Here is a 14,455-nt window from a genome sequence, read left to right as displayed (position 1 = left end):
GGCTTGCTTGTCGGTAAACGTCTTTGGTTCGCTACCGATAGCGCATTGCCGACCGAGGAGCTACGGTGACCGCGCACAATACTGGCTTTGAGCGGCGTTGCGGACACTCCCCGCGTCGAGAGCTTTGTGCACTGTCACCGCAATGCTGGAGAGTGCGCCGCACCAACGCCCAAATAGCCAATCAGCGCAGGCCCAGGAACGAGAGCACCACACCAATCACGACGACGAGTCCGACCAGATAGATAATTCCGTTCATGTCTCAGCTCCTCAGCGTTGTCCGTCCTGCCGCAACACAAACACCAAGGTCGTGAAAAGGTTCGGGCGTAGCCTGACACCGTTTTCTCCTGAACTCGGGAACGAAAGCGAACGACCCTGCTTCGTGGCGTGCTGAGCCCTCGCCCCCCTCAATTCGATGATTTTGCGTTTACACGCAAAGGTCGCTAGGCTGCCTTGATACGTCCTGCAGGGAGGGTGACATGGGACAGCGTGAAGAGATGCTGGCATTGATCAGAAGCGCTTACGCGGCGCGCGACGGCAGTGACGCCGAGGGCTTGGTGACAGCCTTTCATCCCGAGGGTCTGTTCACCCTGATGGGCGACAAGAGCGCGCTCGAACTGACAGGGAGTATGCAGGGACATGAGACCCTGCGTGGCGCCTTCAGTAAATTGATCGATGAATTCGGCTTTGAAGGTCGCGAGATCCTGGCCGAGTTGGTGGACGGAGATCGCGTTGCTGTCCATTCCCGCGTCGACGTTCGATACCGTCCGACCGGGCGGGCTTCCAGCACCGAGATCCTGGACCTGTTCAGATTTCAGGGCGGCAAGATCGTTGAATTGATTGAGTTCGCGGACACTGCGCAGATCAAGGCGATGATCTCCTGAAGCGCGATGAGGTCTCGACATGGAATAGGACTGGGGCGATGGTAACCGTTGAGCAGATCAAGGAAAAGCTGCCAAAGTGGCCCGATATGGTTATCGAGGAGTGGCTTCTCTATTTCGCGAACGACATTGGGTGGCCGCCGGCGGAGCCCTTCGGCACAGATCGCTGGGGCGGGATCCTCGGCAATCGCCCGCTCTCATGGTGGGCCGAGGTAGAATGGAAACAAGAGAAAGTCGATTGCGACCGCACGCTACTAACCGATGTCACGCAACAACGGATAGCAGCCGTTTCTGATCCAATATATGCCAACACCGCGAGCGATGTTGAAAAGGGACAGTACCGTCGACCGTTCCAGCACATTCTCGAAAAAGGAGCATTCGCCAACCCGGCACTGGCGATGCGTGATGGTAACACACTTCATTTCGTCGATGGCCATCATCGACTCGCCGCCCTCACGGATTTGCGCGAAAAGGCGCCAGGCGTTCTTTTCGAGAAACCGGGACGCCAACGACCCTCGGCAGAGCAAATGGTGTGGATCGGAACCCACGCTAAGGGCGAACTCCCGTCGTAAACCTGTGTGCACCCGTCAGGATCGGGAGTTTGGTGCACACCTAAATTTATCTCACATACCCAAGCCGGACGGACGGGCGCCATCAGAAAGATAAAAGAACTCGCGCACGGGATCCTGAGGATCATCGCGCGACGATGAACTTGCACCCAGTCCAAAGTGCGGTGGCGTTGTCGCGGTTTATTTTCTGTGAATCCGCAATCGAAAAGCTCTTCCCGGCAACCCAGCAGTAAAGCCGTTCGACAATTGGAATCGAAGCCTCTAAAATTTGCGTTTCGTCCCCATACCTCATGGGCTGTACCGGGCCACGCTTCTCCCGGCGGGTTGTCGAGAGAGAATGCGCAAGATGCTTATCACGGATATTCATTATCGATGCCAACCTAGCCGAGTTAATTATTTCGCGCGCGTGCGATATCGATCCTTGCAACTCGATCTTCGCTTTCGCGGCCTGCTCATTACCGAACTCTCGATTGGACCTATTGACGGCTTCTTGAACCATTGCAGCAATCTCAGGGTCGTCGGATGTATTCAGGATGCGGCTTGAGCTATCGCCCCAATACTTCCGTGTTTCATGCGCTAGGAGATCTAAGATTTCCTCATCATCGATCAGTTCGATGACGGTCGGAATGTTTTCTTTGTCGGAATCTGCCGAGTCCCAAAGCGCGCAGAGCCGCACGATCTCGATCTGATGCATACTACGTTGGAAGACTTCAAAAGCATTCGCGGCATATGACTGCGGAATTTGTGACGTAAGCGTGTTGGAGTAGACCACAAACGAGTTGTTTGAGTGCAGCTCAAGAACATAGAGGAAATGATCCAGAACTCTCGCGATCTTTGATTTGGCTAAATCGATCCGTTCTGCTTTCGACAATTTTCTAAACATCGATCGCAATTCCGCAGCGAAGACCGTTATGGCGCTCTCTTCGGGATGTCGTCCCTCATCCCCCTGCCCGAGCGCATGAGCTGCTTTCGAGCAAGAACGATTAATCGTCCGGCGCTTCTGACGCGTCGCCAGCTTGTCTCTCCGTGTTCCCAGTGCTCTGCAAGAGCAGCATGTAGCGAATATTCCAGCTTCGTGATGTTCCAGAAGGGCTTCGCGAGAAGCTCGTCTAATTCGCCCGGGCACCATGTGCGAGCCTCACGCAATAGACGACGACGCGGATCAGTAGTCTTTCCAACTTTTACGAAGCCGCCCCAGCGAACCGCGTAAACCCAACCCCATCATTTCGAGCAATCCCCCAGTGAGGGGAAGTGCATCCGGCCTGTTGGGTCATTTGATCCCCGCTCCCGCGACTCAGATTGCAAGTATAGTTAGCTCAGTGGGGTGGGCAGGCCGATTTTGATGCGTTTCGCACCGATCCGTACCGTAGGATCCGGCAAGTCTATCAACAGGATGCTGGGACGGCGCAATTCTCATCGCTGGTACAGTTGGGTGGGTACCACTTACAACCAGCTTAGCCCTTGATAGATCTACGTTATTTTCGCCGCGAGACACACCATTTGTAGCAGGCTTTTGTATTTCGCCAAGGCTCTCACGGACGTTAGATTTCAGATAAGAACCGACCGACATCTGTCTGCATGAGGTCTTCTTCCTTTACGTGGTGCGCGATTTTCCAGTTGTCGGACTTGGCCCAACCGTTCGGATGTTGGTCAAGTCTGTCGTATGGACCGAGTGCTGAGAAGCTGGCACCAAATGCTGCCTTTACGGCACTATCGGGGAAGTAATTCTCCAATGCGCGTTTTTGCGTAACGCAGACGCCAAAGCCAATCCGGTTGCAAATCTGCTCGAATTGGACCCGCCGCTGGGCGGCTGCGGCCGACGCATCAGGCCTTTCGCTGTCAACCAAAGCATAGACGTTCTCGGATAGACGCTTCAGCTCTTCGAGTTCATGCTCCCTACCGCCAGCCACCAGTTGGTCGCCACCGAGTGGAAGGATCACTGTAGTGTGTTCCTTGCCGACCAGTCGGAGCAGCTGCTGGACCGCCTTAACATCGTTTACGCCTTCAACCAGCAATATCCTGTCGCAACCCATGTCCCGAAAGGCCGAAAAACTCAGCTCACCCAAGAACTCCGCGTAACTGTGAGTGGCCTCAAACGGCCGGACCACGGGTCCATTGTTGCCCTTCTGGACGGTAAAAATTGAAGTGGCAACGGATCGAGCCAACCCGACAGAGTGCGTTGAGAATACACACCCAACCGAAGCGTATTGAGCCAAAGTCAGTAGGAAATCTATCTGAAGCGCCGGATGCAGGTTGGTTTCAGGCTCATCAATCAAAATGATCGAGGGTGCCGACGTGGCAGCATTTCCCAGCGCCATGATGAACTGGCTGATACCCGAACCCATCTCACCAAGTCGGTATTGGTTTCCATCGATTGTCACCAAGAGCGTCTTCAGTGACACTGACGCATTGATTTCCAGCTGCCTGAAGTCAAACAGCCTTCGTATCTCTTCAGTGATCTTTGTGATTGCACGCGAGTGAGACTTGTTGCCCGCCGTCTTCCAGTTGTTCCATAGATCGATGAAAGCCGTTCCGATCTGGAAATCATAGTAGTTGCTGGACCCCTGATTTAGCGTGTTGCGGAACGCTCCATAGTATCTCGCGTCTCGAAACGCCCGCACAATTTCAAGCAGGTCTCTACAGTCGAACAGCTGTGAGCCCTCGCCATTGTAGTAGCAAAAGGGCACATTGGCTTCCGTATAGCCGTTCGGCGATTTTAGAGGCGCGTTACCTGCCGAGCGAGAGAAGATTTTAGCGTGCCATGAATTCGGCGAGTTGCGCGCACACGTAGCCACCAACTTGTGCACGACGTGACGAACCGCGTTCTGTCTAAGCTGCAATTCGCCCGGTTCTTGCGTCGGATCGAGAACCTCAATCTCGACGGTGATGTCACGCTCGTTAGAATTGTTGAAGATTTCAGTGGGATCTGACGTGTCGGGATAGTTTATCGATACAGCTTGGCCGCTGATGTTAGTGAGTAGGCTGGGGCTCGAATTGACGCCGTTCAACCACGTACCGAAGAGTGCGCGCAGCTCGTAAAAGAGCAGTTTCAGTGATGATTTCCCAGCATTGTTTGGCCCAAGAAGCGCGGTCAGCCCGCCTCCAATTTCGACGGTGGCGGGAGATTGATCGGAAAATCCGCGATAGTTCTTAAGCGTTAATCGAGCCGTTTTCATAGAGCGCGCCCCAGGATTGTGCAGAAGAACACAATGGGCGCTCGCGGCGCAAGCGCGTGTTGAAGCAAGGGCAACGGCCCGCCGAGTGAGCTGTCAATCATTTTGGTCGCTCTCCGTCTCGTCGTCTTCGTCAGAGACATTGGGTTCAATGAGCCAAAGAGGCACGGAGAACATGCTGACATCATCTGACCGGAAGAACGCTCTTTCACCGTCCAGATCGACGAAGCTCAAACGACGTCGGTGCTCCCCCATCTCTGCGTAATAAAATAGGTCTTGAAGCTGGACCGAGAGCGGATCGGGATCTTCTTCTCGTTCGAGCAAGTTGGTGTCTGGATCGACGTCGAACCGCAAGGGCTCGCGCTGATCTACTAAGTGAAAGAGCACCTCAAAACTCTTCTCAGGCGGCGCCTCCACTTCGATAGACGGGCGGTCAAACAGCAGTTGGCAAAAGACCAAGTGCTTCACGTTCAAGGCGTATTGTCGATCAAAGGAAGGAAGCACTACGAAGCCATCTTCCGCATCATCCTGTAGGATCGAGTTCAAGCGGCTCACGTCAGGACCTGCGATACGAAAGGTTCCCTCTGCACCACCGCGCAGCCTGTATTTGACGGTCCAGACCTCCGGCTCCATGTCGAGGCCCGCTGCCTCCAACTCCTTGCTCGCTTTCTCATCATCAAGCGCGGCTGCGCGCCTTCTCATGCGTGCAAGCGGTAGTTCAGCGGACGGGAACACTTTACCGATCGGGTGACCGAGGGCCGCCGAAATCCTCGTGGCCAAATCGAACCGAGCGAGCTGATGGCCGGCTTCGATCCGCTGGATTTGTTGTTGGCTCGTTTCGGCCGCCTCGGCGAGTTGGTGCTGAGTGAGGCCCTTTGCCCTGCGAAGCTCTTTGATCCGGTTTTCGAACATGCGCCCTCGACACGCTTAAGTGTACACATACACAATTATGTGTAACACGGTTACGTGTCAACGCTTGCCTGCAGTTCGATTTTCGTATCTATTTCTCAGGAAAGAGATACTTCAATCTGGGGTAAGCTATGGCAAAGAATGCGAAATCCACCAAGGCATTTGCTTATTTGAGGACATCCTCAGCATCTAATATCGGGGAGGACAAGGACAGCGGCCGAAGGCAGCTACAGGCCATCGAGGGTTTTGCGAAGCGCGCCGGCATCGATCTGGTGGGAGCCTATTATGATGAGGCTGTGAAGGGCTCCGACCCCATAGATACCCGGCCTGGGTTTGCGGAGATGCTGGAGGCCTTGGAGGCGAACGGCACAAAGACCATCATAGTTGAGACGGCTAATCGCTTCGCGCGGGACCTCATGGTTCAAGAGGTGGGATTCGCGATGCTCAAAGCGCGCGGCTTTGATCTGATTGCTGCCGATAGCCCCACATCTTTCTTGGACGACACCCCAACCGCCCGCCTCATCAGGCAGGTGCTTGGTGCCGTCTCGGAGTTCGAAAAGGCCATGCTCGTGGCGAAGCTGAAGGGCGCTCGGGATCGCAAGCGACGCGCGGGGGTGAAAGTGGAGGGGCGGAAGTCTATCGCCGAGGAACGGCCCGAGACGGTTGAGTTGGCCCGCAAGCTGGCCCGCGCGAGGCCTAAAGGCGGCAAGCGGTCTCTAAGGGACATCTCCGCTGCCCTTGCCGAAGCAGGACACATTACGAAGACGGGCAAGCCGTACGCGCCCACAGCCGTCAAGCTGATGCTCGCGAGGCCTTCACCTCCCCTGGCGATCCTCTCGGGCACACGTGGAGCGCAATGATGTCAGCGCTTGGTACAATGCTGGTGCTGCTCTCCACACTCCTCACTGCGTTCCAGGCTCCCAAGGGCCCAGGCGTGCTCCTCATCGTCGGCCTGTGGCTGATCTACCGCAGCGGTTGAGGCGAAGCGCGCCCGCACGAATCTGAAATCAACGGGTCCCTCCTTGAGTAAGGGATCCTAATTCAGCATCGCGCCCCCGTGCGACTTCAAGCTTCCTTGGCTTGAAGGGCGGCGGCGGCGGAGCTTACGATTGCGGTGTGATTCTACATTCAGGGCGCGTTGGTCGTTGTCCGCTATGCGCCGGTCGTCCCGACTTCCCCTTCGCCGCGGTCGCGATGGGCCACCATTTTGGGGACGTCGCTTTCTGACGGCCGGTCACTGAAGCGGGCTTAATCGTCCCAAGTCAGCTTCTTGCAATCCGTACATTTGAAGACCCGGATCGTCTTGCCGGTGGCGATGTGGAGGAAGCTATCGGCCCGCAACAAATAGCCGCCACAGTGCTGGCAGCTCTCGAACTGCGTTGGGCGGGGGGGGGGTAATTTGGAACCAAGGCCTATCATTTACAGATCCGTTAGCTCACACAGGTAGCTAACGACGGTGATCGCAGACGAGCGTTCCTATTTGGATGCTACTGCAAGCGACCTTAGTTCATCCGATGACGTGGCTACGCGACCCTTGAGCTTCTAAACGGCGGCGCTCGTCCAGCTCCTTGACGCTGACGATCCTTTCGGCGCGCTGAGCCAATTCGTCGTAATTCTCGGCAACCTGGCGAAGCGTGGCTCGGGTCTGAGCATGCTCGCAGCAGTCCGCTTTGGTGCGAAACTCCTCGGCCCGCATACGCCAGTGTTTCGGGGAATGCGTTCGCTCGATGCCCATCGCCAATCCCTCACCAAACGCTTGGAGCTTAATCCAGGTTAAGGCCGCGGGTTCCCGGATTCACGCGAAAACAGCAAAAAAGGCCATTCGTGGTCGCCCGTCCCATCGGGCCTCGATTGCACATAGGACCCATTGATTTCGTGGGGCATCTCCGAAAACATCAAGGACTTAGCGGCAAGTCACCCTGACCTTCACCAGAGAGGGCTGGAAAGGGAATCGGCCGAGTGGTCGTCTTTAGCGGCATTTCGTTAGCTGCACACAAAACACCCCTTTTCCGAGTACCTTTACCCGCTGGGCCAATGCCTTAACGATCAAGCGCATGCACCTACACCAGAGGGGGCCGCCGTTTCCGCGGTGTCATCTTCGGAGCCGCAAGGAGGAGCCGCAGAAGTCGCTCGGTACGGTTCGCTTCACCCGACTTAAGCGACGGCAGCGCTTTCTTGAGCACGGTGGCCTGTATCGTCTTGTCGCGGTTCTCTGTTTTATGGTGCATCAGTTCCTGGGGCCATGCCCCGAAGCCGTATTTGTGCCCCCTGTACGACCGCGCAGCACGCTCGATGACATCCCGCATGCGCAGCACGGTCCTATAGGCCACCCCGAGTTCAGACTGGATCTCCAAGAGCGTCGGCTTGCCATCGGAGCTGAAGGCGCGGGCCGCGTTTACCCAGGTGCTCAAGGGTATCCGCAGACGCTCAAAGGAGGTGCCCACGGTAACGCTGAAGCCCTTGCGGCACCGCTTGCACTGATAGAGCCCTTCGCGGTGGCTGTGCTTCTCACCGCCGATCAGAAACACCTCTGGATCGTGGGCGCCACAGCGGGGGCATTGGGCACCGTGGGGCCACCTTAGGCGTTCCAAGAGGCTTCGAGCCGCGGCGTCATTTTCGAAAGGAGAGGGCAAATGGACAGTGGGTTCCGGCATGATCGGGGAATATGCTGTTTCGTCAGCTACACATCCCTACGCCATCATTGGGAGTGTGTGGACGGTCAATCAAGGGGTTAGATGCGGACGTCCCGGCGTTATAGACCAGAAGGCAACCTGTTCGATCCGCCGTTTCGTTAGGTGCACACAAAATCCGCCTTTCTGAATACCATTGCCCAAGATGCCAAGCACTTAGCGGCAAGGCGCCCCCACCTGTGGAGGAAAGCGAATCCGCAGGTCCCCTGATGGACTACACAGGATGCCTTATCCCCTCCAACACGGTCGACGGTGGAGGACTGACGCCGCTCAGCAGAGAGCTGTTGAAAGAGCCTATCACTTGACGGCAATCGACCTCCCCTCGGCCCCTCCTTGCTTCATTCGTCAGCCGTGGGAAGCTGAGGGGGCACGCGTCCGAAGGCGAGAGCCCGCAGAGACAGGAGCCCACGGTCCCCCGCAAAAACCGGTGACACATTACGTAATGCACAGGAGGCCTTGCGGGCACCAATGCCTCTCACAGCCGCCACGGGAATCCCTGAAGCGCTTTAGAGGAGGTGGCACAGGGAGAGAGGCCCATACAGTCTGAAACGAATCGTCAGGCTTCCCTGTGAATCCTGTGGGGCACCTAAATAGGTTGCTCAGGAGCGGTAACACCGACCACCTTTGTAACAATACCTGTGCTCGGAAGTGGAGCACTATCAGAGGCATCTACACCACAGATGCACAAAGTAATCGGCACGGTCACCCTGTGGCCCTATGTGCCTTCCTTTCCCGTAATGGGGGGCCAACCTCTAAAGAACTATCCTTTAGGGATCGCACCCCCATTTATTCACGGAATAGTTCCAAACCATGAAAGCCTATATCGGCCAACACGAGCAATATGCTCTCGTGTCGCCGCAGATGTTCGTTGACAGGTTCACCACTCGGTGGACCGAAGAGTTCAACATGCCGGCCAGTGAGCCCCTAAGGAAGCTCTGGCGCATTATGGCCAACACCTACAGTCAATCAATTATAGCTACCGCTCAAGATCAACCATGCAGGTGGCGTGTATTGAATCCGCCTACCGGCTCAGGGAAGACCATGGGAGCTGTGGTGTATGCTGGCCTCCAAGCTGAGCTTAATGCTCGTGTCACTGATGGTGTCAGACCAGTTGGTGTCATGATTGTAACTCGCCTCAAGGCTCAGGTTGATGAGGTGGTGACGCAAATCAATTCTTACGTAGGTCGCAATGTTGCCATAGCGGACCACACGGACCATAGGGCCACCCCTGAGCAACTGGCGGACAGCGATATTGTTGTCATCACCCACGAAGCCTATACCAGGGCGAAGGAGACCTTGTCCGGTGTCAACGCCGATAGGTGGCATCGACTGACAGAATGGCGTGGCGGGCGACGGCTCCTCACCATCGTTGATGAGGCCTTGGCCAACGTCGTGAAGCACAGTCAGGTGAAGCTCGACGAGCTGAGCCGGGTGGTCGGCCACATCACGCACGACATGCGGCTCAGTTACCCCACTGAGGTGGAAGCCTTGGAGATCCTACGTGAGGAGATGTTGTTCCACGCCGGTGTCAATGATGGTTTTCGGATTGGGACCGCCCTGGCGTGGGAGGCTGGCGGCAGTCCGGCCGCTGTGGACCTCTCCGCCCTCCGCGCTGAGATGCGCAAGCTGCCCTACGACCGGATCATTGGCAGGGATGACGAGCAGGAGCGCGACCGTTTAGCGAAGCGGTATGACAAGACGCTTGCCGCTGCTGAAGAGCTGCTCGACCAACACGCCTTTATGGCCTTGAGGGGAAACGAGCACACCCTGAACTCGTCGGCGCTCGCGGTGCCCTTGGAGCTACCTGGGCCCGTGGTGCTCGACGCTACGGCTGGCGTGGATCTCATGTACGACCTAATGGAGGATCGCGCTGACATCATTCCGACACCTCGGGGAGTTCGGGACTACAGCAACGTGACGCTGCACGTGGCCCGCATAGAGAGGATCGGTAAGACGGCGATGGATGAACTGGCCAAGTCTCGGTTTGCGGCTCTGCAAGAGAACCTTGCTCAGCGGCTTACCCCGGAACAGCAGGTCCTCTTCGTCGTGCATAAGCGGGTGAAGCACCTCGTACCGACTACGGATGACCTCGGTGTGAAAGCGGCTTCAGCAACGCACTGGGGGGCAGTAGACGGCAGCAATGAGTTCAAGGACTACGACACAGCGGTGATCATGGGCCTCCCGTTCAGAGACCACGTGTGGGGCACCAACGTCTTCTTTGCATTCCAAGGTGTGCAAGCTGACGACTGGCACGACAATCCCTCATGGAAGGGGCATGTGAACGTCCGTGAGCTTCTCCAGCAGCGTCACCTCGCTGCGTCCATCGTGCAGGCCATCGGACGCGTTCGGCTCCGCAAGGTCATCGACGTGCAAGGCCGCTGCGCTCCTACGGACGTGTTCATTGTGCTGCCGACCGGCGAGCGTGGTTCGGAGATACTGCGCTACATTCGGCAGGAACTGCCCAACGTCGCCGTACAAGACTGGTCGTTCGAGCCAGATGGCCCAAAGGTTCGTGTGAAGCGCTCAGGACTACCTCACGAGCGGCTGGTGACCTACATGGCACACCGTAATCCCGGCCGCACCTACATGAACGTGATCGGCCGAGAGTTCAGCTTGAAGCCTCAGCAGCGCAAAGACTTGCAAAAGCTGCTTCGTGACGAGAACCACGGGACCACGCTGGCCCTGCGGTCCATTGGGGTGACGTATGGTTCGGAAGGTAAAGGCAGGGGAGCGAAGAGCTTCCTCGTGAAGGCCGCCTGATCAGCACTGGCCGCACCACGGTTTCCATTCGGAGCCTCTGGTGCGGCCTTTCTTCCGTGTATCGTGGCACGTCCGCTTAGAACGCAAGGGCGGACATAGGAGGCGAGTTAGCCGAGATGCCGCTATGGGCCAACAACCGACATCAGCTTGGGCGGGACTCCCCTTGGAACGCGATCCGTCGTATGGTCTGCTGTGGATTGGATCGCGCGCCATGGTGCAAGAGCGGACAAGCCGGGTCGGACGCAGGTTGTCGGCGATAGTGGCTGCCGACGTGGCTGGCTATTCGCGACTCATGCATCATGACGAAGAGGCGACCCACGCCAAGCTGACGGCGCTGCTCGCGGACGCTGTCGAGCCCGCCATTTCGGAACACGGCGGCCGCATCGTTAAGAACACCGGGGACGGGTTCTTGGCAGAGTTTGCGAGTGCGGTCGAGGCTGTTCGAGCTGCCATTCAGTTCCAGACCCGCATAAAGGAATTTACAATCCCTGATGCGAAAGACCGACGTATAGCTTTCCGGGTGGGTGTGAACATCGGCGACGTCATCGTCGAGCCCAATGACATCTTTGGAGATGGCGTCAATATTGCGGCACGGCTCGAGAGCATCGCAGAACCCGGCGGCATTTGCATCTCGTCTTCTGCTTACGACCAAATCCGAGGCAAGGTCGGCATTGAGTTCGCCGATCTGGGCGAGCAAACCCTCAAAAACATTTCCCGCCCGGTCCGAGCGTATGCCGCAATCCCGGATGGATTTAGCCCGGCGATACAGGCTGACGGCCTCAGACTGATCCCGCTTTCGCCACCTCGTCTTTCCATCGTTGTGCTGCCCTTCGCCAACCTCAGCGGGGATGCCGAGCAAGACTACTTCGTCGATGGTGTGACCGAGAGCCTGACCACGGACTTGTCGCGCATCGACGGGTCATTCGTCATCGGACGGCACACGGCATTTACGTACAAGGACAAAGCATTTGATCTCAAAAAAGTCGGCCGTGAGCTGAATGTTCGCTACGCGCTTGAAGGTTCGGTGCAGCGCTCTGGCAACCAGCTTCGGGTGAACGTGCAGCTCATTGATGCCGAATCTGGCAATCATTTGTGGGCCGAACGCTTCGATAAGTCCGTAGCCGATTTGTTCGATGTGCAGGACGAAATCGTCTGTAGGCTCGCTAACACGGTGGATGATAAACTGTTAGTAGCTGAGGCGCGACGAGCGGAGCGCTCGCTGCATCCTGATGCAACGGACTTGGAGTTTCTAGGTAGGGCCAGCTTTAACAAGGGACAGACTCCTGAGAACCTCACAGAAGCACGTGGCTTTTTCGAGCGTGCTTTGGCGCTCGAGCCCAGTCACGTCCGAGCACTGCTCGGCATTGCGTTAGTTGACATGGCAATTGGCAACGGTCTTGTCCCTGAAGACCGGACGGCTCGGTTCGGGATGGCTGAAGCAACCTTGATCAAGGCCCTTTCCCTGGCTCCAGAAAGCGCTGCTGCTCACGCGTACCTCGGCATTGCCAAAATCAGTACGAACCGCGGGGCGGAAGGTATTGCTGAGTGCGAGCATGCGCTGGCGCTGGATCGAAATTTGGCCTATGCCCACGCCTGCATTGGGTTAGCCAAACTCTACACCGGTCGTGCCGCCGAAACTGAAGCTCATGTCCAGGAGGCGCTCCGCCTCTCGCCCCGCGATGCGAACGCGTACTATTGGATAATGTTTCTCGGTACCGCCAAAATACTTATCCGTGCTGACGCGGAAGCGGTTGTGTGGCTTCGCCGGAGCATCGATGGCAATCGCAATTTGCCGTTCGCCCACTTCGCTCTTGCCGCTGCACTAGCGAATTTAGGGCAGCTGGACGAGGCGCACGCCGCAGCCCAAGCAGGACTTGCCCTCTTTCCAAGCTACACGTTACGTAGGTTTCGCAACGCAGCGCTAAGTAATAACTCAATCTATCTCGCGGAGCGCGAGCGCATCTACGAGGGCTTGCGCTTGGCCGGGGTACCTGAGGGCTGATGTCGCTTTTGGGTCAAACTGCGACCTGCCGAACTACTCCGGCCACGTCCGCTCCTCGTGCTTTAGCCGACGCGGTTCTCGCGAGCCCTGAGCGGCCTTGCGCCTTCATCGGGTTACCTCGGCACCGCGCGTGCGCTCGGAGCAAACACTATCAATCCAGCTTGTATCGAGGGAACTTCGTGAGGGCGACGGCCAAGGTCGAAACCTTGGGTGGCCCATACTTCCTGCCTTGAGTTGGTGCCACATGTCCCGTGATGGCGTCGTTGTACTTCTCGGGCATCCCAATCTCGTCACCAATCCGCTTGAACAGATGACGCCACGAATGGTTTGGGCTGATGTCAGGATCATCGACGCCGAGGCCGCGCACCCAAGTCCCAAGATGCGCTCGTGTGGTGGCTGCACGAGAGCGCGACGGCTTCAGAGGATCGCTGCTTTGCTTTCGAACCGTCATGTCGTTGTAAAACAGCGCGCCCTGCCCTACCTGCTGAACCATGTCGATGAAGCCTTGGGCGATTAGGTGTTCATGAAGCGGTACAGTGCGCGTTTGACGCGTCTTGGTCGTTCCCGCGTCCGGCGTGATTTTCATGACGTAGACGCCTTCGCGGTTTTCGATGTCCACACCTCGCAATTGAGTGATCTCGCCCGACCGCGCACCTGAGTAGGCACATAGCCACGGCACCCAACGGCGTGCCCTCTCGGTGGGCGTAGCGGGCTTCTGATAAGTAAGGCTGGCCTTGAGGATCGTGCTTGCCTCCTCTGTGGTGAAGCTGCGGCCGTCCTCTCGCTTTTGAACCTTCCGCGGAACGTCAACCTTCACCTCTTTGAATGGGTTCTCACGGATCCGCTTATGAACGCGTGCCCAGCCGAACACGGTACGCGACGCGGACAGCCAAACCTCACGCACCGTGCTGGCCTGACGCTCCTCTGTGATTTGGCCGTGTATCCAGGCCCGTGCGGCGTCCTCCGTAATCCCATCGGCACCCGCCTCGGCGAACCGCTGTTGCATGGCGAGAAAGACGGCGCGCCATCGCGTAACCGTAGTCGGCGCTGGCTTGACCGCGTGAACATAAGCCTCGAATAAGTCCCAACAGCTCACGCCAGAGGCGCGCGCGTGGCTATCTTTGAAGGCAGGAAACGTATCGGGCGTCTCGTCTCGGGAGTAGTCGCCGTTCGCGCGCTTCTCCAGTACCGACAGCGCGGGCAACAGGTTGTCGCTAACGGCATCGACGAACAGTGCGTAGGCCGTGTCATTCAGGGCCTTACCCTCACTGGCAAGGAAACTCGCGGTGCGCGCCAGCTCAGCCATGCGGATTCCGACGAAGTCGCCCAGGCGTACCGATATGAAGTCGCCCGTGGATTCCGAGACGATGTCGCCCACCTTTCCGATTTGATCTCGCCCAGCGGCGAGGCGTTCTGGCCGGCTGGTTCTCTGGCATCGGTCAAGCCGCGTGGTCAATCTGGAATCGCGACTTCA

At 57.3% G+C, this 14,455-nt stretch carries 11 protein-coding genes and 1 pseudogene; 5 read left to right on the top strand and 7 right to left on the bottom strand.

Annotated elements, in window-relative coordinates:
- Nucleotides 1-476 precede the first annotated feature (476 nt).
- Together RX329_RS06535 and RX329_RS06530 are read left to right on the top strand one after the other, a co-directional pair.
- Nucleotides 477-881 carry a nuclear transport factor 2 family protein gene (locus RX329_RS06535; RefSeq protein ID WP_085348778.1) on the top strand — a complete coding sequence of 135 codons (405 nt, stop codon included), beginning with the start codon at nt 477-479 and terminating at the stop codon, nt 879-881.
- 38 nt (nt 882-919) lie between these two features.
- Nucleotides 920-1,450 carry a hypothetical protein gene (locus RX329_RS06530; RefSeq protein ID WP_085348779.1) on the top strand — a complete coding sequence of 177 codons (531 nt, stop codon included), beginning with the start codon at nt 920-922 and terminating at the stop codon, nt 1,448-1,450.
- A 121-nt stretch (nt 1,451-1,571) separates the two neighbouring features.
- Here RX329_RS06530 and RX329_RS06525 read toward each other — a convergent pair whose 3' ends face one another.
- The 4 genes and pseudogenes from RX329_RS06525 to RX329_RS06515 all read right to left on the bottom strand — a co-directional run bounded on the left by RX329_RS06525 (nt 1,572) and on the right by RX329_RS06515 (nt 5,532).
- On the bottom strand, nt 1,572-2,330 hold the full coding sequence (locus RX329_RS06525; protein WP_085360545.1) for a hypothetical protein: 759 nt from the start codon (nt 2,328-2,330) through the stop codon (nt 1,572-1,574).
- A gap of 26 nt (nt 2,331-2,356) precedes the next feature.
- Nucleotides 2,357-2,629, bottom strand: a pseudogene (locus RX329_RS41845) (GIY-YIG nuclease family protein); the annotation flags it as partial.
- A gap of 359 nt (nt 2,630-2,988) precedes the next feature.
- Complete coding sequence (locus RX329_RS06520; protein WP_317245552.1) at nt 2,989-4,623, bottom strand: ATP-dependent nuclease; 1,635 nt, start codon at nt 4,621-4,623, stop codon at nt 2,989-2,991.
- Nucleotides 4,624-4,716: 93 nt separating this feature from the next.
- Nucleotides 4,717-5,532, bottom strand: coding sequence for a helix-turn-helix transcriptional regulator (locus RX329_RS06515; protein WP_317245551.1), 816 nt, complete (start codon nt 5,530-5,532; stop codon nt 4,717-4,719).
- 128 nt (nt 5,533-5,660) lie between these two features.
- Between RX329_RS06515 and RX329_RS06510 the strand changes: the two genes are divergently transcribed.
- Nucleotides 5,661-6,389, top strand: coding sequence for a recombinase family protein (locus RX329_RS06510; protein WP_317245550.1), 729 nt, complete (start codon nt 5,661-5,663; stop codon nt 6,387-6,389).
- Nucleotides 6,390-7,036: 647 nt separating this feature from the next.
- Here the strand turns inward: RX329_RS06510 and RX329_RS06505 are convergent.
- On the bottom strand, nt 7,037-7,264 hold the full coding sequence (locus RX329_RS06505) for a hypothetical protein (protein ID WP_317245549.1): 228 nt from the start codon (nt 7,262-7,264) through the stop codon (nt 7,037-7,039).
- A 325-nt stretch (nt 7,265-7,589) separates the two neighbouring features.
- The gene (locus RX329_RS06500) at nt 7,590-8,183 is read right to left on the bottom strand and encodes a transposase (protein WP_317245548.1); all 594 of its coding nucleotides are present in this window, start codon (nt 8,181-8,183) and stop codon (nt 7,590-7,592) included.
- 846 nt (nt 8,184-9,029) lie between these two features.
- On the opposite strand from RX329_RS06500, the gene RX329_RS06495 reads away from it, so the two are divergent.
- Nucleotides 9,030-10,979 carry a hypothetical protein gene (locus tag RX329_RS06495; protein WP_317245547.1) on the top strand — a complete coding sequence of 650 codons (1,950 nt, stop codon included), beginning with the start codon at nt 9,030-9,032 and terminating at the stop codon, nt 10,977-10,979.
- A gap of 211 nt (nt 10,980-11,190) precedes the next feature.
- Entirely contained in the window at nt 11,191-12,981 is a 1,791-nt protein-coding gene (locus RX329_RS06490; RefSeq protein ID WP_317246386.1) for an adenylate/guanylate cyclase domain-containing protein, read from the top strand.
- Nucleotides 12,982-13,132: 151 nt separating this feature from the next.
- Here RX329_RS06490 and RX329_RS06485 read toward each other — a convergent pair whose 3' ends face one another.
- Nucleotides 13,133-14,359: a hypothetical protein gene (locus RX329_RS06485; protein ID WP_317245546.1), complete on the bottom strand. Its 1,227-nt coding sequence runs from the start codon at nt 14,357-14,359 to the stop codon at nt 13,133-13,135.
- Between the last annotated feature and the right edge of the window lie 96 nt (nt 14,360-14,455).

This window comes from Bradyrhizobium sp. BWC-3-1 (assembly GCF_032917965.1).
In the GTDB taxonomy this organism is placed as follows: Bacteria; Pseudomonadota; Alphaproteobacteria; order Rhizobiales; family Xanthobacteraceae; genus Bradyrhizobium; species Bradyrhizobium canariense_D.
Note: the sequence above shows the minus strand (reverse complement) of the source record. Positions and strands in the feature narration are given on the sequence as shown.